General features: G+C 68.3%; 22 protein-coding genes. 17 read left to right on the top strand and 5 right to left on the bottom strand.

Features of this window, described 5'->3' with window-relative positions; all coding sequences use genetic code 11:
• Window positions 1-86 precede the first annotated feature (86 nt).
• From HWX03_RS08095 to iscX, 12 genes are all read left to right on the top strand, one after another.
• Complete coding sequence (locus HWX03_RS08095; RefSeq protein WP_174431780.1) at window positions 87-809, top strand: (Fe-S)-binding protein; 723 nt, start codon at window positions 87-89, stop codon at window positions 807-809.
• Between the two features lie 36 nt (window positions 810-845).
• Entirely contained in the window at window positions 846-2,258 is a 1,413-nt protein-coding gene (locus HWX03_RS08100) for a lactate utilization protein B (RefSeq protein WP_175870930.1), read from the top strand.
• 129 nt (window positions 2,259-2,387) lie between these two features.
• A complete protein-coding gene (locus HWX03_RS08105) occupies window positions 2,388-2,615 on the top strand; it encodes a hypothetical protein (protein ID WP_175819524.1) in 228 nt (75 codons plus the stop codon).
• A gap of 101 nt (window positions 2,616-2,716) precedes the next feature.
• Window positions 2,717-3,199, top strand: coding sequence for a low molecular weight protein-tyrosine-phosphatase (locus tag HWX03_RS08110; protein ID WP_175870931.1), 483 nt, complete (start codon window positions 2,717-2,719; stop codon window positions 3,197-3,199).
• 114 nt (window positions 3,200-3,313) lie between these two features.
• Window positions 3,314-3,853, top strand: coding sequence for a Fe-S cluster assembly transcriptional regulator IscR (gene iscR, locus HWX03_RS08115; protein ID WP_006401955.1), 540 nt, complete (start codon window positions 3,314-3,316; stop codon window positions 3,851-3,853).
• Between the two features lie 65 nt (window positions 3,854-3,918).
• The gene (locus HWX03_RS08120; RefSeq protein WP_175870932.1) at window positions 3,919-5,142 is read left to right on the top strand and encodes an IscS subfamily cysteine desulfurase; all 1,224 of its coding nucleotides are present in this window, start codon (window positions 3,919-3,921) and stop codon (window positions 5,140-5,142) included.
• Between the two features lie 68 nt (window positions 5,143-5,210).
• Window positions 5,211-5,618: a Fe-S cluster assembly scaffold IscU gene (gene iscU, locus HWX03_RS08125; RefSeq protein WP_006478389.1), complete on the top strand. Its 408-nt coding sequence runs from the start codon at window positions 5,211-5,213 to the stop codon at window positions 5,616-5,618.
• Between the two features lie 66 nt (window positions 5,619-5,684).
• Window positions 5,685-6,008 carry an iron-sulfur cluster assembly protein IscA gene (iscA, locus tag HWX03_RS08130; RefSeq protein WP_014896627.1) on the top strand — a complete coding sequence of 108 codons (324 nt, stop codon included), beginning with the start codon at window positions 5,685-5,687 and terminating at the stop codon, window positions 6,006-6,008.
• A 96-nt stretch (window positions 6,009-6,104) separates the two neighbouring features.
• Window positions 6,105-6,632, top strand: a complete 528-nt coding sequence (hscB, locus tag HWX03_RS08135) for a Fe-S protein assembly co-chaperone HscB (protein ID WP_006491598.1) — start codon at window positions 6,105-6,107, stop codon at window positions 6,630-6,632.
• Between the two features lie 54 nt (window positions 6,633-6,686).
• On the top strand, window positions 6,687-8,555 hold the full coding sequence (gene hscA, locus HWX03_RS08140) for a Fe-S protein assembly chaperone HscA (RefSeq protein WP_175870933.1): 1,869 nt from the start codon (window positions 6,687-6,689) through the stop codon (window positions 8,553-8,555).
• An 88-nt stretch (window positions 8,556-8,643) separates the two neighbouring features.
• The gene (gene fdx, locus HWX03_RS08145; protein ID WP_006478392.1) at window positions 8,644-8,985 is read left to right on the top strand and encodes an ISC system 2Fe-2S type ferredoxin; all 342 of its coding nucleotides are present in this window, start codon (window positions 8,644-8,646) and stop codon (window positions 8,983-8,985) included.
• 19 nt (window positions 8,986-9,004) lie between these two features.
• Window positions 9,005-9,214, top strand: coding sequence for a Fe-S cluster assembly protein IscX (gene iscX, locus HWX03_RS08150; RefSeq protein ID WP_175870934.1), 210 nt, complete (start codon window positions 9,005-9,007; stop codon window positions 9,212-9,214).
• A gap of 150 nt (window positions 9,215-9,364) precedes the next feature.
• Here iscX and HWX03_RS08155 read toward each other — a convergent pair whose 3' ends face one another.
• From HWX03_RS08155 to HWX03_RS08175, 5 genes are all read right to left on the bottom strand, one after another.
• Window positions 9,365-10,093, bottom strand: a complete 729-nt coding sequence (locus tag HWX03_RS08155) for a glycine zipper 2TM domain-containing protein (RefSeq protein ID WP_175870935.1) — start codon at window positions 10,091-10,093, stop codon at window positions 9,365-9,367.
• A gap of 347 nt (window positions 10,094-10,440) precedes the next feature.
• Complete coding sequence (gene lysS, locus HWX03_RS08160; RefSeq protein ID WP_174389657.1) at window positions 10,441-11,967, bottom strand: lysine--tRNA ligase; 1,527 nt, start codon at window positions 11,965-11,967, stop codon at window positions 10,441-10,443.
• 73 nt (window positions 11,968-12,040) lie between these two features.
• Window positions 12,041-13,145, bottom strand: a protein-coding gene (gene prfB, locus HWX03_RS08165) for a peptide chain release factor 2 (protein ID WP_174431786.1) whose coding sequence is annotated in 2 segments (ribosomal slippage) — window positions 12,041-13,063 and window positions 13,065-13,145 — 1,104 coding nt in all. Because the reading frame shifts where the segments join, the coding sequence is not laid out codon by codon here.
• A 153-nt stretch (window positions 13,146-13,298) separates the two neighbouring features.
• Window positions 13,299-14,996: a single-stranded-DNA-specific exonuclease RecJ gene (gene recJ / locus HWX03_RS08170; protein WP_174389656.1), complete on the bottom strand. Its 1,698-nt coding sequence runs from the start codon at window positions 14,994-14,996 to the stop codon at window positions 13,299-13,301.
• A gap of 14 nt (window positions 14,997-15,010) precedes the next feature.
• A complete protein-coding gene (locus HWX03_RS08175) occupies window positions 15,011-16,075 on the bottom strand; it encodes a regulator (protein ID WP_244132605.1) in 1,065 nt (354 codons plus the stop codon).
• 162 nt (window positions 16,076-16,237) lie between these two features.
• Between HWX03_RS08175 and HWX03_RS08180 the strand changes: the two genes are divergently transcribed.
• The 5 genes from HWX03_RS08180 to HWX03_RS08200 all read left to right on the top strand — a co-directional run bounded on the left by HWX03_RS08180 (window position 16,238) and on the right by HWX03_RS08200 (window position 22,788).
• Complete coding sequence (locus HWX03_RS08180; protein ID WP_174389654.1) at window positions 16,238-17,491, top strand: lipoprotein-releasing ABC transporter permease subunit; 1,254 nt, start codon at window positions 16,238-16,240, stop codon at window positions 17,489-17,491.
• Between the two features lie 55 nt (window positions 17,492-17,546).
• On the top strand, window positions 17,547-18,242 hold the full coding sequence (gene lolD, locus HWX03_RS08185; protein ID WP_034174517.1) for a lipoprotein-releasing ABC transporter ATP-binding protein LolD: 696 nt from the start codon (window positions 17,547-17,549) through the stop codon (window positions 18,240-18,242).
• 66 nt (window positions 18,243-18,308) lie between these two features.
• On the top strand, window positions 18,309-19,097 hold the full coding sequence (locus HWX03_RS08190) for a TatD family hydrolase (protein ID WP_175819531.1): 789 nt from the start codon (window positions 18,309-18,311) through the stop codon (window positions 19,095-19,097).
• Window positions 19,098-19,154: 57 nt separating this feature from the next.
• Window positions 19,155-21,653 (top strand): DNA internalization-related competence protein ComEC/Rec2, encoded by a 2,499-nt coding sequence (locus HWX03_RS08195; protein ID WP_175870937.1) that lies wholly within the window; start codon window positions 19,155-19,157, stop codon window positions 21,651-21,653.
• A 289-nt stretch (window positions 21,654-21,942) separates the two neighbouring features.
• Window positions 21,943-22,788: an alpha/beta hydrolase gene (locus HWX03_RS08200; protein WP_174389650.1), complete on the top strand. Its 846-nt coding sequence runs from the start codon at window positions 21,943-21,945 to the stop codon at window positions 22,786-22,788.
• Window positions 22,789-22,973 lie beyond the last annotated feature (185 nt).

The raw sequence follows: 22,973 nt of genomic DNA on the forward strand, positions 1-22,973 counted from the left end.
GTGCGCTGCGGGCTTGCGCGCGGGCCGGCGTTGGTCTTGCCGGCCAAACGTCGGATAATGAGAGCCGTTTTCTCGAAGGAGCACGTATGCGAGTCGGTTTGTTCGTGACCTGCCTGGTCGACCTGATGCGCCCCGAAATCGGCTTTTCGGCGCTCAAGCTGATTCGCGACGCCGGCTACGAGGTGATCGTGCCGCCCGCGCAGACCTGCTGCGGCCAGCCGGCCTACAACTCGGGCGACCGCGCGCTCGCGCGCGACCTCGCGGAAAAGACGCTGCGCGAGTTCGAGCCGTTCGATTACGTCGTCGCGCCGTCGGGTTCGTGCGGCGGGATGATTCGCGCGCACTACGGCGACCTGTTCCGCGACGATCCCGAGCTGATGGGGCGCTACACGCGGTTCCAGCAGAAAGTCTACGAACTGACCGATTTCCTCGCGAACGTCGCGAAGGTGTCGCTCGCGCCGGGTGAATTCGCCGGCCCGGTCACCTATCACGACGCGTGCTCGGGCCTGCGCGAGCTCGGTGTGAAGGCGCAGCCGCGCGCGCTGCTCGCGCAGCGCGGCGTGGCCGTCACCGAGATGAAGGACTGCGAGCATTGCTGCGGCTTCGGCGGCACGTTCGCTATCAAGTACGGCGACATCTCGGCGGCCATCGCGGACGAGAAATGCGCGAACGTGCGCGCGTCGGGCGCGGGCGCCGTCGTGCTCGGCGATCTCGGCTGCATGCTGAACATCGAAGGGCGGTTGCGCCGCACCGGCGACCGCGACACCCGCGTGCTGCACGTCGCGCAGGTGCTGGCGGGCGACGTCTGACGCCCGGTTCCGCTCACTTTCCCCCCCGATACCGCGATGCAAGTCCAATCGATGCATTTCAAGGCGCGCGCCGGCCAGAAACTGGCCGACCAGCGCCTGCAGCAGAACCTGAAGAAGCTGTCGACGAAGTTCGTGTCTGCGCGCGCCGATGCGATGACCGCGATCGATTTCCCGGCCACGCGCGCCGCGCTGAAGGCGCGCCGCAACCGCGCGCTGGAGAATCTCGACGTGTGGCTCGAGGCGTTCGAGCGCGAGGCGACGCGGCGCGGCACGACGGTGCTGTTCGCCGAGACGACCGAGGACGCCGCGCGGCTCGTGGCCGACATCGCACGCCGGCACGACGTGAAGAAGGTCATCAAGACCAAGTCGATGGTGTCCGAGGAAATGCGCCTGAACGCGGTGCTCGCCGAGATGGGCGTGCAGTCGATCGAGACGGACCTCGGCGAATACATCCTGCAGATCAACGACAACGAGCCGCCCAGCCACATCATTGCGCCCGTCGTGCACAAGGACAAGGACGAGATCGCCGACCTGTTCGCGCGCACGCACCAGCGCGAGCGGCTCACCGAGATCCCGGACATGACGCGCGAGGCGCGCGAGGTGCTGCGCCCGCATTTCATGTCGGCCGACATGGGCGTGACGGGCGGCAACTTCGTGATTGCCGAGACGGGCTCGGTCGCGATCGTGACGAACGAAGGGAACGAGGGCATGTGCACGGTGATGCCGCGCGTGCATGTCGCGGTGACGGGCATCGAGAAGGTGCTGCCGACGCTGGAGGATCTCGCGACCGCGATGCGCCTGCTGCCGCGTTCTGCGACGGGGCAGAAGACGTCGAACTATTTCTCGCTGCTGACCGGGCCGCGCGGGCCGGGCGACGAGGACGGCCCCGAGCACAACTACGTGGTGCTCGTCGACGGCGGCCGCACCGGCCTGATCGGCGGCGAATTCCAGGAGATGCTGCGCTGCATCCGCTGCGGCGCGTGCATGAACCATTGTCCGGTGTACCAGAAGGTCGGCGGTCATGCGTACGGCTGGGTCTATCCGGGGCCGATGGGATCGGTGCTGACGCCGAGCTACGTCGGGCTCGACCGCGCGCTCGACCTGCCGCAGGCCGCGACGCTGTGCGGCGAATGCGACAGCGTATGCCCGGTCGGGATTCCGTTGTCGCACCTGTTGCGCACGCTGCGCGAGAAGCAGGTCGAGCGCCATCTGCGGCCGTGGCGCGAGCGTGCGGCGCTCGCCGCGTGGGGCTTCTTCGCACGGCGGCCGATGCTGTATGCGCTGACGACCAAGCTCGCGGTGCGCATCCTCGAGCGGCTGGGCGGTAACGGCGGCACGCTGCGGCGCTTGCCGATGATGGGCGGCTGGATGGATACGCGCGACATGCCGACGCCGACCGGACGCACGTTCCGCGAGTTGTACGCGGCGTCGCAAAGTCACCTCGGCTGACACTGTTCAGCGGGCGGCAACAGTGCGTTCGCTATTTGTATATTTATCTCGATAGATGCGGTCTATAGAATCTCGTCTGTAGTCCCCGGAATTGGGTTTCGGGGTACGAAGGTCAAGGAGGTCCGCATCATGAAAAAGACAATATCGATGTACTGGCCGCTGGCAATCGTGGTTCCGCTGGCAGCGGTTGCCTATCTGCATGCGATGGCCGGTGCGCCGTCGCGCGGCCCGCTCGCGGTTCACCAGGCGTCCGCCGAACTGGCGCGCGCGGTGTCGTTCGGGCTGGTCGGCGACGCGGCGCAGCCGCTGCCGGCGGCGTCCGGCGACATCGTGCTCGCGGTGCCGAAGGCGCTGTAACGCATGGCGCCGTCGCTTTGCGTGGCGGCGCGATTTCGGTCGCCTTTGTATAATGGCGCGTTCTTCTCCCACGCGGCCCGCCGCGGCTTTTCGATAGTGCGATGACCCGCGTTGCGATCTGTTTCGTCTGTCTCGGCAACATCTGCCGTTCGCCCACCGCGGAAGGCGTGATGCGCCACCAGGTCGACGCGGCCGCGCTGGCCGACCGGATCGCGATCGATTCGGCCGGCACCGGCGACTGGCACGTGGGCGAGCCGCCCGATACGCGTGCGCAGGCGGCCGCGCGCAGCCGCGGCTACGATCTGTCGGCGCTGCGCGCGCGGCAGGTGAGCGCGGCGGATTTCGAGCAGTTCGACCTGCTGCTCGCGATGGACGAAGCGAATCTCGCCGAGCTGCGCCGCCGTTGCCCGCCGCAGCATCGCGACAAGGTGCGCCTGCTGATGGAATTCGCGCCGGGCGCGACCGAAACCGAAGTGGCCGATCCGTATTTCGGCGGCACGCAGGGCTTCGAGCAGGTGCTCGACCAGGTCGAGCGCGCATGCGCGGGCCTGCTGGAGACGCTCCGCGCGCGTACGGCGCGCTGACCGCGCGATATTCAGCGGTCTGCGAATACCCTTTCAAAGGCATGGATACTTGACTAAATTCGTCAAATATTTATACTTGACCAAAATCATCAAGATTGCAGTCCCCTAGACACCATGAGACTCACCACCAAAGGCCGTTTCGCCGTCACGGCGATGATTGACTTGGCACTGCGCCAGGAGCAGGGCCCGGTGACGCTTGCAGGCATCAGCCAGCGCCAGCGGATTTCGCTCTCGTATCTCGAACAGCTGTTCGGCAAGCTGCGCAGGCATGAAATCGTCGAATCCGTGCGCGGCCCGGGCGGCGGCTACAACCTCGCGCGTCGCGCGCAGGACGTCACCGTTGCCGACATCATCATCGCGGTCGATGAACCGCTCGACGCCACGCAGTGCGGCGGCAAAGGCACGTGCGACGGCTCGAAGCAGCCCGACGGCCATTGCATGACGCACGAGCTGTGGTCGACGCTGAACCAGAAGATGGTCGAATACCTCGATTCGGTGTCGCTGCAGGATCTCGTCGATCAGCAGCGCGCACGCGAGGGCGCCCCTGCGGTGCTGCGCGACCGTCGCGCGCCGGAGCCCGTCGCCGCACCGGCCGAGCCCGTGCGCACGATGCCGCTCGGCCCCAATTCGGTGTTCAACATCGCGAGTTCGTGAGCGCGAAGGCGCCCGCCATACCCCATAACGCACATAGTCCCTGCACAGAATACCCGGAGCGACAGATGACCCAAGAGACTCTCCACCTGCCCATCTATATGGATTACAGCGCGACGACGCCCGTCGATCCGCGCGTGGTCGACAAGATGGTGCCGTACCTGCGCGAGCAGTTCGGCAACCCGGCGTCGCGCAGCCATGCCTATGGCTGGGACGCGGAGCGTGCAGTCGAGGAAGCGCGTGAGCAGGTGGCCGCACTCGTGAACGCCGATCCGCGCGAGATCATCTGGACGTCCGGCGCCACGGAGTCGGACAACCTTGCAATCAAGGGCGCCGCGAACTTCTACAAGGGCAAGGGCAAGCACATCATCACGGTGAAGACCGAGCACAAGGCCGTGCTCGACACGTGCCGCGAGCTCGAGCGCGACGGTTTCGAAGTCACCTACCTCGATGTGAAGGATGACGGCCTGATCGACCTCGACGTGTTCAAGGCCGCGCTGCGCCCGGACACGATCCTCGTGTCGGTGATGCACGTGAACAACGAGATCGGCGTGATTCAGGACATCGAGACGATCGGCGAGATCTGCCGCGAGAAGGGCATCGTGTTCCACGTCGATGCCGCGCAGTCGACCGGCAAGGTCGGGATCGACCTCGCGAAGCTGAAGGTCGACCTGATGTCGTTCTCGGCACACAAGACCTACGGCCCGAAGGGCATCGGCGCGCTGTACGTGCGTCGCAAGCCGCGCGTGCGCATCGAAGCGCAGATGCACGGCGGCGGCCACGAGCGCGGCATGCGTTCGGGCACGCTGCCGACGCACCAGATCGTCGGCATGGGCGAAGCGTTCCGCATCGCGCGCGAGGAAATGGCGACCGAGAACGAGCGCGTCCGCATGCTGCGCGACAAGCTGCTGCGTGGCCTGTCGCAGATCGAGGAAACCTACGTGAACGGCGACATGGATCACCGTGTCCCGCACAACCTGAACATCAGCTTCAACTTCGTCGAAGGCGAGTCGCTGATCATGGCGATCAAGGACGTCGCGGTGTCGTCGGGCTCCGCGTGCACGTCGGCGTCGCTGGAGCCGTCGTACGTGCTGCGTGCGCTCGGTCGCAACGACGAACTCGCGCACAGCTCGATCCGCTTCACGGTCGGCCGCTTCACGACGGAGCAGGAAGTCGACTTCGTGATCAACCTGCTGAACAGCAAGATCGCGAAGCTGCGCGAGCTGTCGCCGCTCTGGGAAATGCACCAGGACGGCATCGATCTGTCAACGATCGAATGGGCCGCACACTGAACATCGCATTGAATACCTTCGCGGGCGGGTTCGCGCACGCAGGCGTAACGAGTCAAGGAGTCTGAGTCATGTCTTACAGCAACAAGGTTCTGGATCACTACGAAAACCCGCGTAACGTCGGTTCGTTCGCGAAAGACGACGACACGGTCGGCACGGGCATGGTCGGCGCGCCGGCTTGCGGCGACGTGATGAAGCTGCAGATCCGCGTCGGCGCGGACGGCGTGATCGAAGACGCGAAGTTCAAGACCTACGGTTGCGGTTCGGCGATCGCATCGAGCTCGCTCGTCACCGAATGGGTGAAGGGCAAGACGCTCGACGAGGCACTGTCGATCAAGAACACGCAGATCGCCGAAGAACTCGCGCTGCCGCCGGTGAAGATTCACTGCTCGATCCTCGCGGAAGACGCGATCAAGGCAGCCGTGGCCGACTACAAGAAGCGCCACGACACCAAGGAAAGCGATCAGGCAGCAGCCTGAGCGGCATCGAGAGCGGCTAGGGAAGGAACGCGGCGGGCCCCGGTGGCACGCCGCGGCAAGGACATCATGGCAATTACACTGACCGAAAAAGCAGCACAGCACGTCCAGAAATACCTCGTCCGTCGCGGCAAGGGGGTGGGCCTGCGGCTTGGCGTTCGCACGACCGGGTGCTCGGGGCTCGCATACAAGCTCGAGTATGTCGACGAGCTGGCTCCCGAGGATCAGGTGTTCGAGAGCCACGGCGTGAAGGTCATCGTCGATCCGAAGAGCCTCGCCTATATCGACGGCACCGAGCTCGACTTCGCCCGCGAAGGCCTGAACGAAGGGTTCAAGTTCAACAACCCGAACGTGAAGGACGAGTGCGGGTGCGGGGAATCGTTCCGCGTGTGACGCGGCTCCCTCCGCGCGATGCGGGCAAGAGGCGGCACGGGCCGCCTTTTTAATGTGCGGCGTTTGCCGCGCGACGAACCGGAATTGAACGCGACGATGGTTTCGCTGAAAGACAGCCATTTCGACCTGTTTCACCTGCCGGCGCAATTCGCGCTCGACGAGACGGCGCTCGACGCCGCCTACCGGACGGTGCAGACGCAGGTGCACCCGGACCGCTTCGCGGCGGCCGGCGATGCGCAAAAGCGCATCGCGATGCAATGGGCCACCCGCGCGAACGAGGCATACCGCACGCTGCGCGATCCGCTGAAGCGCGCGTCCTATCTGCTGTCGCTGCGCGGCGTCGATATCGGCGCCGAAAACAACACGGCGATGGAGCCGGCATTCCTGATGCAGCAGATGGAGTGGCGCGAGGGCATCGAGGATGCCGCGGCCGCCCGCAACGTCGACGCGCTCGATGCGTTGCTCGCCGAGTTGCGCGACGAGAAGCGCGTGCGCGTCGAGCGCCTCGGCACGCTGCTCGACAGCGGTGCCGACCAGGCCGCCGCGGAAGCCGTGCGTCAGCTGATGTTCATCGAACGGGTCGCGTCGGAAGTGGGCGCGCAGATCGAGCGTCTCGAAACTTAACCGCGTGCCTTGCGGCACGCGCAGCAAACGGGCCGAGCGCCCGAACGAACCAAGATGGCTTTACTGCAAATTTCCGAACCGGGCATGGCGCCGGCGCCGCACCAGCGGCGACTCGCCGTCGGGATCGATCTCGGCACGACGAACTCGCTCGTCGCCGCCGTGCGCAACAGCGTGCCTGAAGTCCTGCCGGACGAAGCGGGCCGCGTGCTGCTGCCTTCGGTGGTCCGTTACCTCGAGAAGGGCGGCCGCCGCATCGGCCACGAAGCGAAGGAGCAGGCCGCGACCGATCCGCGCAACACGATCGTGTCGGTCAAGCGCTTCATGGGCCGCGGCAAGGCCGAGGTCGAAGGCGCGGCGAACGCGCCGTACGAATTCGTCGATGCGCCGGGCATGGTGCAGATCCGTACGATCGACGGCGTGAAGAGCCCGGTCGAAGTATCGGCTGAGATTCTCGCGACGCTGCGTTATCGCGCTGAAGATTCGCTTGGCGACGATCTGGTCGGCGCGGTGATCACGGTGCCCGCGTACTTCGACGATGCGCAGCGCCAGGCGACCAAGGACGCCGCGCGCCTCGCCGGCCTCAACGTGCTGCGCCTGCTGAACGAACCGACCGCCGCGGCGATCGCCTATGGTCTCGACAACGCGGCCGAAGGCCTTTACGCGGTGTACGACCTCGGCGGCGGCACGTTCGACCTGTCGATCCTGAAGCTGACGAAGGGCGTGTTCGAGGTGCTGGCCGCGGGCGGCGATTCCGCGCTCGGCGGTGACGATTTCGACCACGCGCTGTTCGGTCACGTGCTCGCGCAGGCCGATATCGACGCGAAGACGCTCGCGCCCGAGGACGTGCGCCTGCTGCTCGATCGGGTACGGGTGCTGAAGGAAGCGCTGTCGTCCGCGCCGCAGGCGGCGCTCGACGTGACGCTGTCGAGTGGCGCGCACCTCGTGCAGACGATTTCGCACGACACCTTCGCATCGCTCGTCGCGCCGCTCGTGCAGCGCACGCTCACGCCGACCCGTAAGGCACTGCGCGATGCGCAGGTCACGCCGGCCGACATCAAGGGCGTCGTGCTCGTCGGCGGCGCGACGCGCATGCCGGTGATCCGCGACGCGGTCGCGAAGTATTTCGGCCAGCCGCCGCTCGTGAACCTCGATCCGGACCAGGTCGTCGCGCTCGGCGCGGCGATCCAGGCCGATCTGCTCGCGGGCAATCGCGGCACCGGCGACGACTGGCTGCTGCTCGACGTGATTCCGCTGTCGCTCGGTGTCGAGACGATGGGCGGCCTCGTCGAGAAGATCATTCCGCGCAACTCGACGATTCCGATCGCGCGTGCGCAGGAATTCACGACCTTCAAGGACGGCCAGACCGCGATGGCGATCCACGTCGTGCAGGGCGAGCGGGAGCTCGTCGCCGACTGCCGGTCGCTCGCGCGCTTCGAGCTGCGCGGCATTCCGCCGATGACGGCGGGTGCGGCGCGCATTCGCGTGACCTACCAGGTCGATGCGGACGGGCTGCTGTCGGTGTTCGCACGCGAACAGCACTCGGGCGTCGAGGCATCGGTCGTCGTGAAGCCGTCGTACGGCCTCGCCGACGACGACATCGCGAAGATGCTGGAAGACAGCTTCAAGACCGCCGAAATCGACATGCGCGCCCGCGCGCTGCGCGAAGCGCAGGTCGAGGCGCAGCGGATGCTCGAGGCGACGCAGGCCGCGCTGGCGGCCGACGGCGAACTGCTCGATGCCGGCGAGCGCGAGCAGGTCGACGCGCTGGCCGGGGCGTTGCGCGCGGTCGCGCAGGGCGACGATACGCATGCGATCGAAGCAGCGACCAAGGCGCTGGCCGACGGTACCGACGAATTCGCGGCGCGCCGGATGGACAAGAGCATCAAGCGCGCGCTGTCGGGCCGCCGGCTCGACGAGATCTGAATCCACGAACCGCGCATCGGCCGGCAACGGCCCGCGCGATGATGAACCGTGCGGCGCGTGGCGCCGCACCCTGACTGACGGAACGGACATGCCTCAACTGGTGGTGCTGCCTCACGTCGAACTGTGCCCGGATGGCGCAGTGATCGACGCGACGCCCGGCAAGAGTATCTGCGACAACCTGCTCGATCACGGGATCGAGATCGAGCATGCATGCGAGAAGTCGTGCGCATGCACGACGTGCCACGTGGTGATCCGCGAAGGCTTCAACGATCTGACGCCGTCCGAGGAGGACGAGGACGATCTGCTGGACAAGGCGTGGGGCCTCGAGCCGACGTCGCGCCTGTCGTGCCAGGCGATCGTGAAGGAAGATTCGGACCTGGTGGTCGAGATCCCGAAGTACTCGATCAACCACGCGAAGGAAAATCACTGACAGGAACCGGAGGCAGGCGATGAAATGGACCGATTCGCGTGAAATAGCCATTGCGCTGGCGGACAAGCACCCGGACATCGACCCGCAGCGGATCAACTTCGTCGACCTGCGCCAGTGGGTGCTCGCGCTCGACGGTTTCGACGACGATCCGACGCACTCGGGCGAGAAGATCCTCGAGGCGATCCAGGCACACTGGATCGACGAATCGGATTTCGACGACGAGGACTGACCGACCGGTCACGGCGTGCGCTGCAACGGTGCACGCCGCGCCCATGAAAAACGGCTCGTGAGCGCTTGCTCGCGAGCCGTTTTCGTTTTTGGCGGGCTGCCTGCGCACGACACGCGCGCAGGGGACGCCGGCAATGATGCGATCAGCTGCTTACGCGCCGACCAGCGTGCCGTTCTCGATCCGCACGCGCTGGCCCTGGCCGAACGGCGGCGGGTTGTGGTACGTGAACGTGCGCGTCGCGCCGCTTTCCATCTGCACTTGCACCTGATAGTCGGTTTCCGCGCGGACCTGCTTCTCGACCTGGTTGCCGGCGAGACCGCCGCCCAGCGCGCCGATGATCGTCATCGCGGTGCGGCCGTTGCCGTTGCCGAACTGGTTGCCGAGCAGGCCGCCCGCCGCTGCGCCGCCCACGGCGCCGATCCCCGAGCTCTGGCCCGGCGTGCGCGTCTGCGTGATCGCGACGACCGTGCCGCAGCTCTGGCAGTAGGCTTGCGCAGGCGCCGACGGCTGCTGCGCGTATTGCGGCGGCTGCGGGGCGGTCGTGTGACGGCGGTGCGGCGCAGCCGGGCGCGGGGCCGGCTTCGGCTCGGCCTGCGCGACGGCGGCCTTCTGCTGCGCGGCGGCCTGTTCCGCTGCCTGCCGCTGCGCTTGCGCGGCCAGCGTGGCGCTGGCGGCCGCGGCCGTATCGACGGCCGGCTGCGACGCGATCAGCGCGGCCTGGGTCTGGCCGTTCTGTTCGTTGCTGCTGGTGGCTTTCGGGAATACGCCCGTGATCGCTGCCGTCGCGGCGAGGCTGGCGACGATGACGGCGCCGGCCGCGGTGGCGATGAGCGGGTGGAGGCGTTGCTTTTGCGGCGTGGTCTGATTCTGGTTGTCCATTTTTTTCTCCAAGGTCGATCCGGATCGGCGCGCTGCGCCGGAGCAGGATCCCACGCTCGGGAGCGAGCAGACTTGGCGTTCCGGCGCCTCGTTCTGGTCCCGTGGTCATGCGTGGTGACGCAACCGGAGTGTCGTCCACGGCCAAGCGGCGCGCCGTATCAAGGTGTAACGAATTGCAGCGGGGCGCCGGCGGCCGTTTCCGGGAAAACCCGGAGAAGGGCGTCGCGACGAGGGAATAAAACGGGGGAGGATCGAGGGCCGGCATACGCCGGCTGGCGGGATTTACGCGTCGTTACAAAGCTGATGCGTGCGCGCCACGGGGCGCGGCGCACACGCGCTTGCGGCCGTCAGTCTTCGCGGCGCAGGTGCGGGAACAGCAGCACGTCGCGGATCGTCGGGCTGTCGGTCAGCAGCATCACGAGACGGTCGATGCCGATCCCGCAGCCGCCGGTCGGAGGCATCCCGTATTCGAGCGCGCGGATGTAGTCGGCGTCGAAGAACATCGCTTCCTCGTCGCCCGCATCCTTCTGCTCGACCTGCTTCTTGAAGCGCGCGGCCTGGTCTTCCGGATCGTTCAGCTCCGAGAAGCCGTTCGCGATCTCGCGGCCGGTCATGAACAGCTCGAAACGCTCGGTGATGCCCGGCACCGTATCCGATGCGCGTGCGAGCGGCGATACTTCGACCGGGTAGTCGATGATGAACGTCGGTTCCCACAGCTGCGCTTCGGCCGTTTCCTCGAACAGCGCGAGCTGCAGCGCGCCGATGCCTGCGTTCAGGAACGCCGGCTGCGACACGTCGACGCCGAAGCGCTTCAGTTCGGTGCGCAGGAACGCATCGTCCGACAGCTGGCCGTCGGTGTAGTCGGGCGCGTACTTCCGGATCGCCTGCGTGATCGTCAGGCGATGGAACGGCTTCGCGAGGTCGAGCTCGCGGCCCTGGTACTGGATCGTCGCGGTGCCGAGCGCATCGATCGCCGCCTGGCGGATCAGTTGCTCGGTGAAGTCCATCAGCCAGCGGTAGTCGGTGTACGCGGCGTAGAACTCCATCATCGTGAATTCCGGGTTGTGTCGCGGCGACACGCCTTCATTCCGGAAATTGCGGTTGATCTCGAACACGCGCTCGAAGCCGCCGACGATCAGGCGCTTCAGGTACAGCTCCGGCGCGATGCGCAGGAACATCTGCATGTCGAGCGCATTGTGATGCGTGACGAACGGCTTCGCGGCCGCGCCGCCCGGGATCGGGTGCAGCATCGGCGTCTCGACTTCCATGAACTCGGCGTTGTCCATGAACTTGCGGATCGACGCGATCGTCTTCGTGCGGGCGCGGAACGTGTCGCGCGTTTCCGGCGTGACGATCAGGTCGACGTAGCGCTGGCGGTAGCGCATTTCCTGGTCGGACAGGCCGTGGAACTTGTCCGGCAGCGGCCGCAGCGCCTTCGACAGCAGGCGCAGCTCCTTGCACTGGACCGACAGCTCGCCCTTGTTGGTGCGGAACAGCACGCCGCGCGCGGCGACGATGTCGCCGAGGTCCCACTTCTTGAACGCGTCGTAGGTGTCGGCGCCGACGTCGTTCGGCGTCACGAAGAACTGGATCTGGCCCGACCCGTCCTGCACCGTCGCGAAGCTTGCCTTGCCCATCACGCGCTTGAGCATCATGCGGCCGGCGACCGACACCTCGACCGGGTTCGCTTCGAGCGCGGCCTTGTCCGAATCGGCGAATTTGGCCTGCAGGTCGGCTGCGTGGTGCTCGGGCCGGAAGTCGTTCGGATAGGCGACGCCTTGCTCGCGCAACGCGCGCAGCTTCTCGCGGCGCTCGGCGATGATCTGGTTGTCGTCCGCCGTGACGGCGGGCTGCGTTTGGGTCGGTTCGGTCATGATGGTCGGAATTCGGAGTGGGGTGCGGCAACGCAAACGGAAAGGGCGGCGCGGGCTGGCCGCGCCGCGGCGCTTACACGCCCTGTTTGAGGCTCGCGCTGATGAAGTCGTCGAGATCGCCGTCGAGCACCGCCCGCGTGTTGCTCATTTCGACGTTCGTGCGCAGGTCCTTCACGCGGCTCTGGTCGAGCACGTACGAGCGGATCTGGTGGCCCCAGCCCACATCGGTCTTGCTCGATTCGAGCTTGTCCTGCTCGGCCTGGCGCTTGCGCATTTCGACTTCGTACAGGCGCGACTTCAGCATCGCCATCGCTTCGGCGCGGTTGCGGTGCTGCGAGCGGTCGTTCTGGCACTGCACGACGATTCCCGTCGGCATGTGCGTGATCCGCACCGCGGAGTCGGTCTTGTTGATGTGCTGGCCGCCCGCGCCCGATGCGCGGTACGTGTCGATGCGCAGGTCGGCCGGGTTGATCTCGACTTCGATCGAGTCGTCGATTTCCGGATAGACGAACACCGACGAGAACGACGTGTGGCGGCCGCCCGACGAGTCGAACGGCGACTTGCGCACGAGGCGGTGGATGCCCGTTTCGGTGCGCAGGAAGCCGTACGCGTATTCGCCCGAGACCTTGACCGTCGCGTTCTTGATGCCGGCGACGTCGCCGTCGGACTCTTCGAGTACTTCGGCCTTGAAGCCCTTGCGTTCGCAGTAGCGCAGGTACTGGCGCAGCAGCATCGACGCCCAGTCGCATGCCTCGGTGCCGCCGGCGCCGGCCTGGATGTCGATGAAGCAGTTGTTCGGATCGGCCGGGTTCGAGAACATCCGGCGGAACTCGATGTCGCCGACGCGCGCCTCGAGCTTCGCGGCGTCGTCCTCCGACGCGAGCAGCGTATCCTCGTCGCCTTCCTCGCGTGCCAGCTCGAACAGGTCGAGCGCGTCGCGCAGGTCGCTATCGAGCGCGGTGAGCGTCGTGACGACGCCTTCGAGCAGCTTCTTCTCGCGGCCGAGCGCCTGGGCGTTCTTCGAATCGTTCCAGACGTTCGGGTCTTCGAGTTCCTTGTTGACTTCGGTCAGACGCGCAGCTTTGGCGTCGTAGTCAAAGATACCCCCGAAGCTCGCCCGCGCGATTGCGCAGGTCGAGCAGGGAGCTTTCGATCGCGTTGAGACGTTCCGCTTCCATGATCGTTCGCTGTTCCGGCTTCGTAAAAAAGCGGAATTATAGCTGATCGGCAGGCTTGCCCGGTGACGCAAACGGTGCCTGTACGCGTGTTGACGGCCCCGTCCGGCGCGGCGCGCACGTGTGCGGCGGCGCGTCGCGGGCCGGGTGGCGTGCTCAGCCGGCCGCGTGTTCGACGATCAGCTGGACGCGCGTGACGCCGTTCCACGTATCGGCGACGAGCCGGTACGCGACCAGCGCGCTCGCCGGCAGCGGCTCGGTGTGGTTGAACCAGATCGCGTTGAAGCGCTGGCGGCCGCGCGCGAGCTGTAGCTTCAGGTGCTTTTCCTTCACGAGCGATTGCGATACGACGTCGAATTCGCCCGAGAAAAGCGGGGCCGGAAACCCTTGCCCCCAGACGGCTTCATCGAGCAGGCCGACGAACTGCGGCGTGAAGTACGCGTCCTCGAGTTCGCCGTCGGTCTCGATCACGCGGGCGAGCGCGTCGTCGGATAGCCATTCGCGCGCGACGGCCTCGAACGCGGCCGCGAAGCGCGGCACGTTTTCGGTGTCGAGCGTGAGGCCGGCCGCCATCGCGTGGCCGCCGAACGCGACGATCAGGTCCGGCTCGCGTTTCGACACGAGGTCGAGCGCGTCGCGCAGGTGGAAGCCGGCGATCGACCGGCCGGAACCCTTGACCCGCTTGCCTTCGTCGTCGGCGTGCGCGAACGTGAACGACGGGCGGTGGAATTTTTCCTTGAGCCGGCCGGCGACGATGCCGATCACGCCCTGGTGCCACTCGGGATTGAACAGCGTGATCGTGCATGCGTCGGCCGGATCGACGTCGGCGAGATCCGCGAGCGCCTGCTGCTGCATGCCGGCCTCGATTTCGCGGCGCTCGCGGTTCATCACGTCGAGCTGCTGCGCGAGGTCCCACGCGCGGCCGATGTCGTCGGTGATCAGGCATTCGATGCCGAGCGACATGTCGGACAGCCGGCCGGCGGCGTTCAGGCGCGGACCGAGGCCGAAGCCGAGGTCGAAGCCCGACGCGGTGCGCGCTTCGCGCGCGGCGGCGCGGAACAGCGCGGCGATGCCCGGCTGCATGCGGCCGTTGCGGATGCGCTGCAGCCCTTGGGCCACGAGCACGCGGTTGTTGCCGTCGAGCCGCACGACGTCGGCGACGGTGCCGAGCGCGACGAGGTCGAGCAGGCCGTCGAGGCGCGGTTCGGCTTCCTTGCTCGCGAACGCGCCGCGGCGGCGCAGCTCGGCGCGCAGCGCGAGCAGCACGTAGAACATCACGCCGACGCCGGCGAGGTGCTTGCTCGGGAACGCGCAGCCGGGCTGGTTCGGGTTGACGATCGCGCGTGCGGCGGGCAGCGCGTCGCCGGGCAGGTGGTGGTCGGTCACGAGCACGTCGATGCCGCGTGCGTTCGCGGCTTCGACGCCCGCGACGCTCGCGATCCCGTTGTCGACGGTGATCAGCAGGTCGGGCTTGCGCGCGGCCGCGAGTTCGACGATCTCGGGCGTCAGGCCGTAGCCGTATTCGAAGCGGTTCGGCACCAGGTAGTCGATCTGCGCGCCGAACATCCGCAGGCCGCGCACCGCCACCGCGCAGGCGGTCGCGCCGTCGCAGTCGTAGTCGGCGACGACCAGCAGGCGCCGCTTGTCGGCGATCGCGTCGGCGAGCAGCGCCGCCGCATCGGCGCAACCTTTCAGCTCGGTGGGCGGAACGAGGCGCGCGAGCGCGGTCTCGATGTCGACGGGCGACTGCACGCCGCGCGACGCGTACAGGCGCGCGAGGACGGGGTGCAGGCCGTGGCGCGCGAGCACTTCGGCGTCGGCGGGCGCGACGGGGCGGGTAACGATCCGGGTCATTCGGGGTCTGCTGGTTATTCGAACAGGGAGGCGAGCGCGCGGCGGCGCCAGAACTTGCGCAGGTCGCCGCGCGTCGCGTGCAGCGTCACGGAGCTCGTGTCGCCGCACAGCGTGACATCGACGGCGGCCAGCTCGCCGTTCTGCAGCGCGGCGAGCGCGGGCGCGAACCAGTCGCGCTCGAGCGCGGCGAGGCCGTCGTGCCAGCGCGCCCAGTCCTGCTCGATGAACGGGGTGGTCAGCGCCGGCAGTTCGACGAGCGTCGCGCCGTCGATAGCGGACAGCGCGCCGAACGTCGCGGGCGGGCTGCCGGCTTCGGTTTGCGCGGCGCGCGCGAGGCCGCGCGCGGCGGGCGACGCGGACAGCACGCGTGCGAACGGCTTGCTCACAGGCTTCAGTGTGCCCTGTGCATGGAACCAGATCGAATTGACGGCCGGCAGCCCGCGGGCCTCGCGCGCTTCGTTCACCGGATGCTGGAACCACGCCATCTGCACTTCGTTCTGCAGTTTCATCCACATCCGCGAGCGCTCGCCCGTATGCGCCTCGTGCGGCAGCCAGATCTCGATGTTGCGGCCGCTGGCGCGCAGCGGCGCGGCGCCGGCGAGGCGCGCGAGCTGGTCGCTCGACAGATACCAGCGCGCCGGGTTCGGCGCTTCGAGCCGCACGCCCAGCTCCTCGATCAGCGGCCGCGCGACCGCGAGCAGCGCGGCCGCGTCGCCGTCGTCGAGCGCGAGGGCGGCCGGATCGACGAGCACCAGGTGATCGTGCGCGATTTCGACGTGCACGGGCTCGACGCACGCCCATGCGTGCGCGCCGGGATCGCCGCCGTCGGCCAGCAGCATGTAGGGCGCGAGCGGCGCCTCGTCCGCGGCGTTGCCCTGCGTGGCGCCGAACCGGCTTGCCAGCCAGCGCTCGTGCGGCAGCGTGCGCTGGAAGTCCTCGCCGGCCACGCGCTCGACGAGGCTCGCGCGGGCGAGCAACTTCTGGAGCGCGGGGCTGTCCAGCGTGTGCAGGGACGAGGCCGCATCGGCCGCCGACGGCAGCGCGAACGGAACGAGAAAATGGAGGCGTCGGTCGTGCATGATGGTGCGCATTGTATGGCAAACTGCGCGCGTGATCGGGCCGGCTGACGGCCCGTTCGCGTCCGGCGGCCGTTTTTCGACCGTGCCCGGGCTGCCGGCCGCCACCCGGCGGCGGTCCGGCCGCGGCGCGCCTGTCCGCCGTAACCAGCAGAAAGGATTCGCTTGAAACTTCCGTACGAATGGCAGATCGGCTGGCGCTACACGCGCGCCGGCAAACGCACGACCGGCAACGGCTTCATTTCCTTCATCGCGCTCGTGTCGATGCTCGGGATCGCGCTCGGCGTCGCGGCGCTGATCGTCGTGCTGTCGGTGATGAACGGCTTCCAGAAGGAAGTGCGCGACCGCATGCTGTCGGTGCTCGCGCACGTCGAGGTGTTCTCGCCGACGGGTTCGATGCCCGACTGGCAACTGACCGCGCAGGAAGCGCGCCGCAATCCGTCGGTGATCGGCGCGGCGCCGTACGTCGACGCGCAGGCGCTGCTCACGCGCCAGGACGCGGTGAGCGGCGTGATGCTGCGCGGCGTCGAGCCATCGCTCGAACCGCAGGTGTCCGACATCGGCAAGGACATGAAGGCCGGCCAGCTCGGCGCGCTCGTGCCGGGCCAGTTCGGCATCGTGCTCGGCGACGCGCTCGCCGGCAACCTCGGCGTGACGGTCGGCGACAAGGTCACGCTCGTCGCGCCCGAAGGCTCGATCACGCCGGCCGGCATGATGCCGCGCCTGAAGCAGTTCACGGTCGTCGGCGTGTTCGAGTCGGGCCACTACGAATACGACAGCACGCTCGCGATGATCAACATCCGCGATGCCGAGGCGCTGTTCCGGATGAGCGCGCCGACCGGCGTGCGGCTGCGGCTCACCGACATGCAGAAGGCGCCGCAGGTCGCGGTCGAGCTGTCGCATACGCTGTCGGGCAGCCTGTACATCCGCGACTGGACCCAGCAGAACAAGACGTGGTTCTCGGCCGTGCAGATCGAGAAGCGGATGATGTTCATCATCCTCACGCTGATCATCGCGGTGGCCGCGTTCAATCTCGTGTCGTCGCTCGTGATGACGGTGACCAACAAGCAGGCCGACATCGCGATCCTGCGCACGCTCGGCGCGCAGCCGGGCTCGATCATGAAGATCTTCGTCGTGCAGGGCGTGACGATCGGCTTCGTCGGCACCGCGACCGGCGTCGCGCTCGGCTGCCTGATCGCGTGGAGCATCCCGTGGCTGATCCCGATGATCGAGCACCTGTTCGGCGTGCAGTTCCTGCCGCCGTCGGTGTACTTCATCAGCGAGCTGCCGTCCGAACTCGTCGCGAGCGACGTGATCCGGATCGGGCTGATCGCGTTCGCGCTGTCGGCCGTGGCCACGCTCTATCCGAGCTGGCGCGGCGCGAAGGTGAAGCCGGCGGAGGCGCTCCGCTATGAATGACCGCGCGACCGCATTCGCGGATTCACGACAACACAACAGACAGGATTCGGCAGGTATGCAGGAATACGTGCTTCAGGCGCGCGGGATCACGAAGGCGTTCGTGCAGGGCGGCTTCAACGTGCAGGTGCTCAACAATACCGAGCTGACGGTGCGGCGCGGCGAGAAGCTCGCGGTCGTCGGCGCGTCGGGCTCCGGCAAGAGCACGCTGCTGCACGTGCTGGGCGGGCTCGACGAGCCGAGCGCCGGCGAAGTGTCGTTGCTCGGCAAGCCGTTTACGCAGCTCGCCGAACGCGAGCGCAACGAGCTGCGCAACCGCGCGCTCGGTTTCGTCTACCAGTTCCACCACCTGCTGCCCGAGTTCACGGCGCTCGACAACGTCGCGATGCCGCTGCGCATCCGCCGGATGACGACCGAGGACGCGCGCGAGCAGGCACAGGCGATGCTCGAACGTGTCGGGCTCGGCCCGCGTGCGAAGCATCGGCCGGGCGAGCTGTCGGGCGGCGAACGGCAGCGCGTCGCGATCGCGCGCGCGCTGGTCACGAAGCCGGCCTGCGTGCTCGCCGACGAGCCGACCGGCAACCTCGACGGCACGACGGCCGACACGGTGTTCAACCTGATGCTCGAGCTGTCCGAGACGCTCGAAACGAGCTTCGTGATCGTCACGCACGACCCGGATCTCGCCGCGCGCTGCGACCGCATCATGCGGCTGCGCGACGGGGTGCTGCACGAGGAGCCGGCGCTGCCGGTGTAAGAAGCAACGCGCCTTTGGCCGGCCGCCGGTTCGTCCGGCGCGGCGCAACGGCGCAGGACCGCTGCCATGTGGATCGACACGCACTGCCATCTCGATGCCGCCGAGTTCGACGCCGACCGCGACGCGGTCGCGCAGGCTGCGCACGCGGCCGGCGTGTCGCGCATCGTGATCCCGAGCATCGGGCGCGACAACTTCACGACGGTGCGCGAACTCGCGCAGCGCACGCCGGGCGCGGCGTACGCGCTCGGCATCCATCCGATGTATACGCCGCAGGCCCGCGACGCGGATCTCGACCGGCTGCGCATGGAGATCGAGGCGAGCCTCGACGATCCGCGTTTCGTCGCGATCGGCGAGATCGGGCTCGACTATTTCGTGCCGGGGCTCGACGAAGACCGGCAGCAGTTCTTCTACCAGGGCCAGCTCAGGCTGGCGCGGGAATTCGATCTGCCGGTGCTGTGCCACGTGCGCAAGTCGCAGGACCGCGTGCTGGCCGGGCTGCGCCGTTTCGGCGTGCGGCGCGGCATCGCGCATGCGTTCAACGGCAGTTTCCAGCAGGCCGAAGCGTATCTGGCGCAGGGGCTGCATCTCGGCTTCGGCGGCAACGTGACCTTCACGCGCGCGCGGCAGATCCGCCGGCTCGCCGCCGAATTGCCGCTCGACGCGCTCGTCGTCGAGACCGACGCGCCCGACATCGCGCCCGAATGGGCATACAAATCCCGCAATACGCCCGACCAGGTGCCGCGCATCGGCGGCGTGCTCGCCGAATTGCGCGGGCTCGATGCCGGCGAATTGTCCCTATGCACTTCGGCTAACGCGCTCGCCGCGCTGCCGCGACTCGCACTTTCGTCCGCATAATCGTTGCCGGAACGCGCCGCATTGGCAGGGGCGGCGCCGGGTCGACGAGGAGGCGGAATGCGCGTGTGGTGGATCGCGTTCGCGCTCGGCGTCGTCGTGCTGCAGCGGCAGGCGGCGTTGCCGGGGGCGATCGCATGGGCGGTCGGAGCAGCCGTGCTCGCGGGCTGCGCGGCGCTGGGCGCGTGGTGCGTGCGTCGACGGCGCACGCGTGCGGTCGTCGTGTGCGGCTGGATGCTGTGCGCGCTCGCGGCCTGCGTCGCGGGGTTCGGCTATGCGGCCGCGCGAGCCGAATGGCGGCTGCGCGACAGTCTGCCGGCAGAGTGGGAAGGGCGCGACATCGTCGTCACGGGCGTGATCCGCGGGTTGCCCGTCGTCGACGAGACAGGCGCGCGGCTGCTGTTCGCGGTCGAATCGAACGATGCGGGGCTCACCCGTTTTCCGCCCTTGATCCGGTTGTCGTGGCGCGCGTATGGCGCATCCGCGACACGCGATGCGCTGCCCGATTTGCATGCGGCCCAGCGCTGGCGTTTCGTCGTGCGTCTCAAGCGTCCGCATGCCGAGGCCAATCCCGGCGTGCGCGACAGCGAGGCGGCGTGGCTCGCCGCGGGCATTCGTGCGATCGGCTATGTCAGTGCGCCGCGTCGGGCGGTATTGCTCGATGCGCGCGCATCGGGATGGCGTGCATCGATCGATCGGGTGCGCGACACGCTGCGGGCGCGCATCGGCGAGGTGCTCGGTATCGATGCCGCGCATCGCGGCATCGTCGCCGCGCTGGCGATCGGCGACCAGTCGGGCATCGGCGACGACGACTGGCGCGTCCTGCGCAACACCGGCACGAGCCATCTGGTCGCGATTTCCGGTCTACATGTCGGGCTGGTCGGCGCGATCGCCGGCTGGCTCGTCTCGATGGTCTGGCGCCGCGTGCGCTGGCGCGCGCGGGCCGCGACGCTCGTGTTGCCGGCGCCGTACGCGGCCGCGCTCGCCGCGCTGGCCGCGGCGGCGGGCTATGCCGCGCTCGCCGGCTTCAACGTACCGGCGCAGCGCGCATGGTGGATGATCGCGGGCGGCGGCATCGCGTATCTGGCCGGGCGCAGCGTGCCGACGTCGGCGGTGCTGTGCGCGGCGCTCGGTGGTGTGCTGCTCGCCGATCCGTGGGCCGTGCTGTCGGCCGGATTCTGGCTGTCGTTCGGCGCGGTCGCCGTGATCCTGCTGGCCGTCGCCGGCTGGCGCGCGGTGCGCGAGGCTGACGAGGGCGACGAGATCGACGAAGCGGGCGCGGAAAGCGGCACGGCCGGCTTGCGGCGCCGGCTGCGCGGGTGGGCTACGCGCTGCCGGCGCCGCATCGCCGAGGCGACGCGCGTGCAGTACGCGGTGACGATCGGTCTCGCGCCGCTCACCGCCGCGTGGTTCGCGCAGGTTTCCCTGTCGGGCCCGTTCGGCAATGCGTTCGCGATTCCGTGGGTCAGCTCGGTCGTGACGCCGGTCGTGCTGGCCGGCATCGCGTTGCCGCCGCCGCTCGATGCGGCTGCCTTCCGGCTTGCGCATGCGGCGCTCGCACCGATGATGACGCTGCTCGGGCACCTGGCCGACTGGCCGGGCGGCGTGTTCTGGCTGCGCATGCCCGACTGGCCGGTGCTGGCGCTGGCCTGCGTGGGTGTCGTGTGGGCGCTGATGCCGCGCGGCTGGCCGCTGCGCTGGGCGGCGCCGCTCACGTGGCTGCCGCTCGTCGCGCCGACGCCGGATGCACCGCCGCCGGGCGGCTTCCGGCTGACCGTGCTCGACGTCGGGCAGGGCGCGGCGGTGCTGGTCGAAACCGCGCGGCGGACCTTGCTGTTCGATGCGGGGCCGGGTGCGGAGTCGTCCCACGCCGGTACGCGGATCGTCGCGCCGGCGTTGCGGGCGCGCGGCATCGCGACGATCGATTCGCTCGTGCTCAGTCATGCGGATGCCGATCATGCGGGCGGCGCACCGGCCGTCTATGCGGCCACCGACGTGCGCCAGCTGCTGGCCGGCATTGCGCCGCGGCACCGGCTGTGGCGCGATGCGCAGGCGGCCGGCGTGGCCGATCGGCTGCCTTGTGCGGCCGGGCAGCGGTGGACCTGGGACGGCGTCGTTTTCACGATGCTGTGGCCGCCGGGCGGGGTGGGCACGGGTTCGTCGAACGGACAATCGTGCGTGCTGCGCATCGATGCGGGCGGCACGTCGGCCCTGCTGACGGGCGACATCGAGGCCGCCGCCGAGCGCCGGCTGGTGGCCGATGCGCGCGACGCGCTGGCCGCGCAGATCCTGGTCGTTCCGCACCACGGCAGCCGCACGTCGTCGATCGAGCCTTTCCTCGATTCGGTCGGGCCGCGCGTCGCGGTATTTCCTGTAGGCTATCGCAATCGTTTCGGGCATCCGCACCGGACCGTGCTCGCCCGCTACGAGGCGCGCGGGATTCCGCTGCCGCGCACCGATCGCGACGGCGCCGTGCGGTTCGACGTCGCGCCGGCCGGCGGCGGGTTCGCCTTCACGCGCTATCGCGACGAACGGCGCCGGTACTGGATGGACCGGTAAGCGCGGCGAAGGCCGGCGTATCAGGACAGAAAGCGCGGGGCCGGCGTAGCGTGCCGAAGCACGGTTCCGACAGAATACGAAGCATGGGACTGGCGTAAGCGCTGAAGCACCCACTCCCGCCGACCGCGAAGCATGGGGTGGAAGTAGGTGCTGAAGCACTCACTCCCACCGACCGCGAAGCATGGGGTGGGAATAGGTGCTGAAGCACCAACTCCCGCCGACCGCGAAGCATGGGGTGGGAGTAAGTGCTGAAGCACTTACTCCCACCGACAAAGGAGACATCGGCGTTTTGAAGGACATCCTCCACTTCTCGCATGCGAACGGCTTCCCGGCGTCGACGTACCGGACGATCTTCGCCGAACTGGCCGACGACTACGAGCTGCGCTACATCGAACGGATCGGCCACGACCGCCGCTACCCGGTGACGCGCGACTGGCCGCATCTCGTCGAGCAACTGCTCGACGACATCGGCAGCCGCTACGAGCGCCCGGTCTGGCTCGTCGGCCATTCGCTCGGCGGCTACCTGTCGTTGATGGCTGCGCTGAAGAAGCCGCAGTGGGTGCGCGGCGTCGTGATGATCGACTCACCGATCATCGCGGGCTGGCGTGCCGGCGCGCTGCGCGCGAGCCAGTGGGCGGGGCTCGACGAGCGGCTGTCGCCGGCCGCGGCGACGCGCAACCGGCGCACGCGCTGGATGAGCCGCGACGAAGTGTGGCGGCACTTCCGCGAGAAGCCCGCGTTCGCGCGCTGGGATGAGCGGATGCTCGCCGACTATATCGACCACGGGATCCCGCAGGCCGGCGCCGACGGCGAGCGCGCGCTCGCATTCGACCGGCAGGTCGAATACCTGATCTACCGGACGCTGCCGCACACGCTGGGCCCGCGGCTCGCGCACGGCGCGCCGGTGCCGCTCGGCTTTCTCGCCGGCACGCGCTCGCGCGAGGTGCGGCAGGTCGGGCTCGATGCGACGCGCCGCGCGACGCGCGGGCGCATCGAATGGCTGGAGGGCAGCCACCTGTTCCCGATGGAACGGCCGATCGAGACCGCTCGCGCATTGCAGCGGATGCTGAATTCGCTGAAGGCGGAAGAGGGCAGCGCTTTGCAGGCCGGCGCGCCGCTCGCGAAGCGCGCCTGACGTTTCGTCGGGCGGCCGGAACGCCCGCCGGCGCATGCGCGCGGCGCCGACCGGCCGGCCGGTTCGCGCCGTCGCGCACGGTCGGCGCGGGCCGGCGCGGGTCGGCCCGAAAGGGCGCGATCATCGCGCCAATTGCTGAGAAAAGGGCGGGCTTTACGGTATAATCCGTTTTTCCCGCGAGCATC

The organism is Burkholderia sp. BCC0397, assembly GCF_902832865.1.
Lineage (GTDB): Bacteria > Pseudomonadota > Gammaproteobacteria > Burkholderiales > Burkholderiaceae > Burkholderia.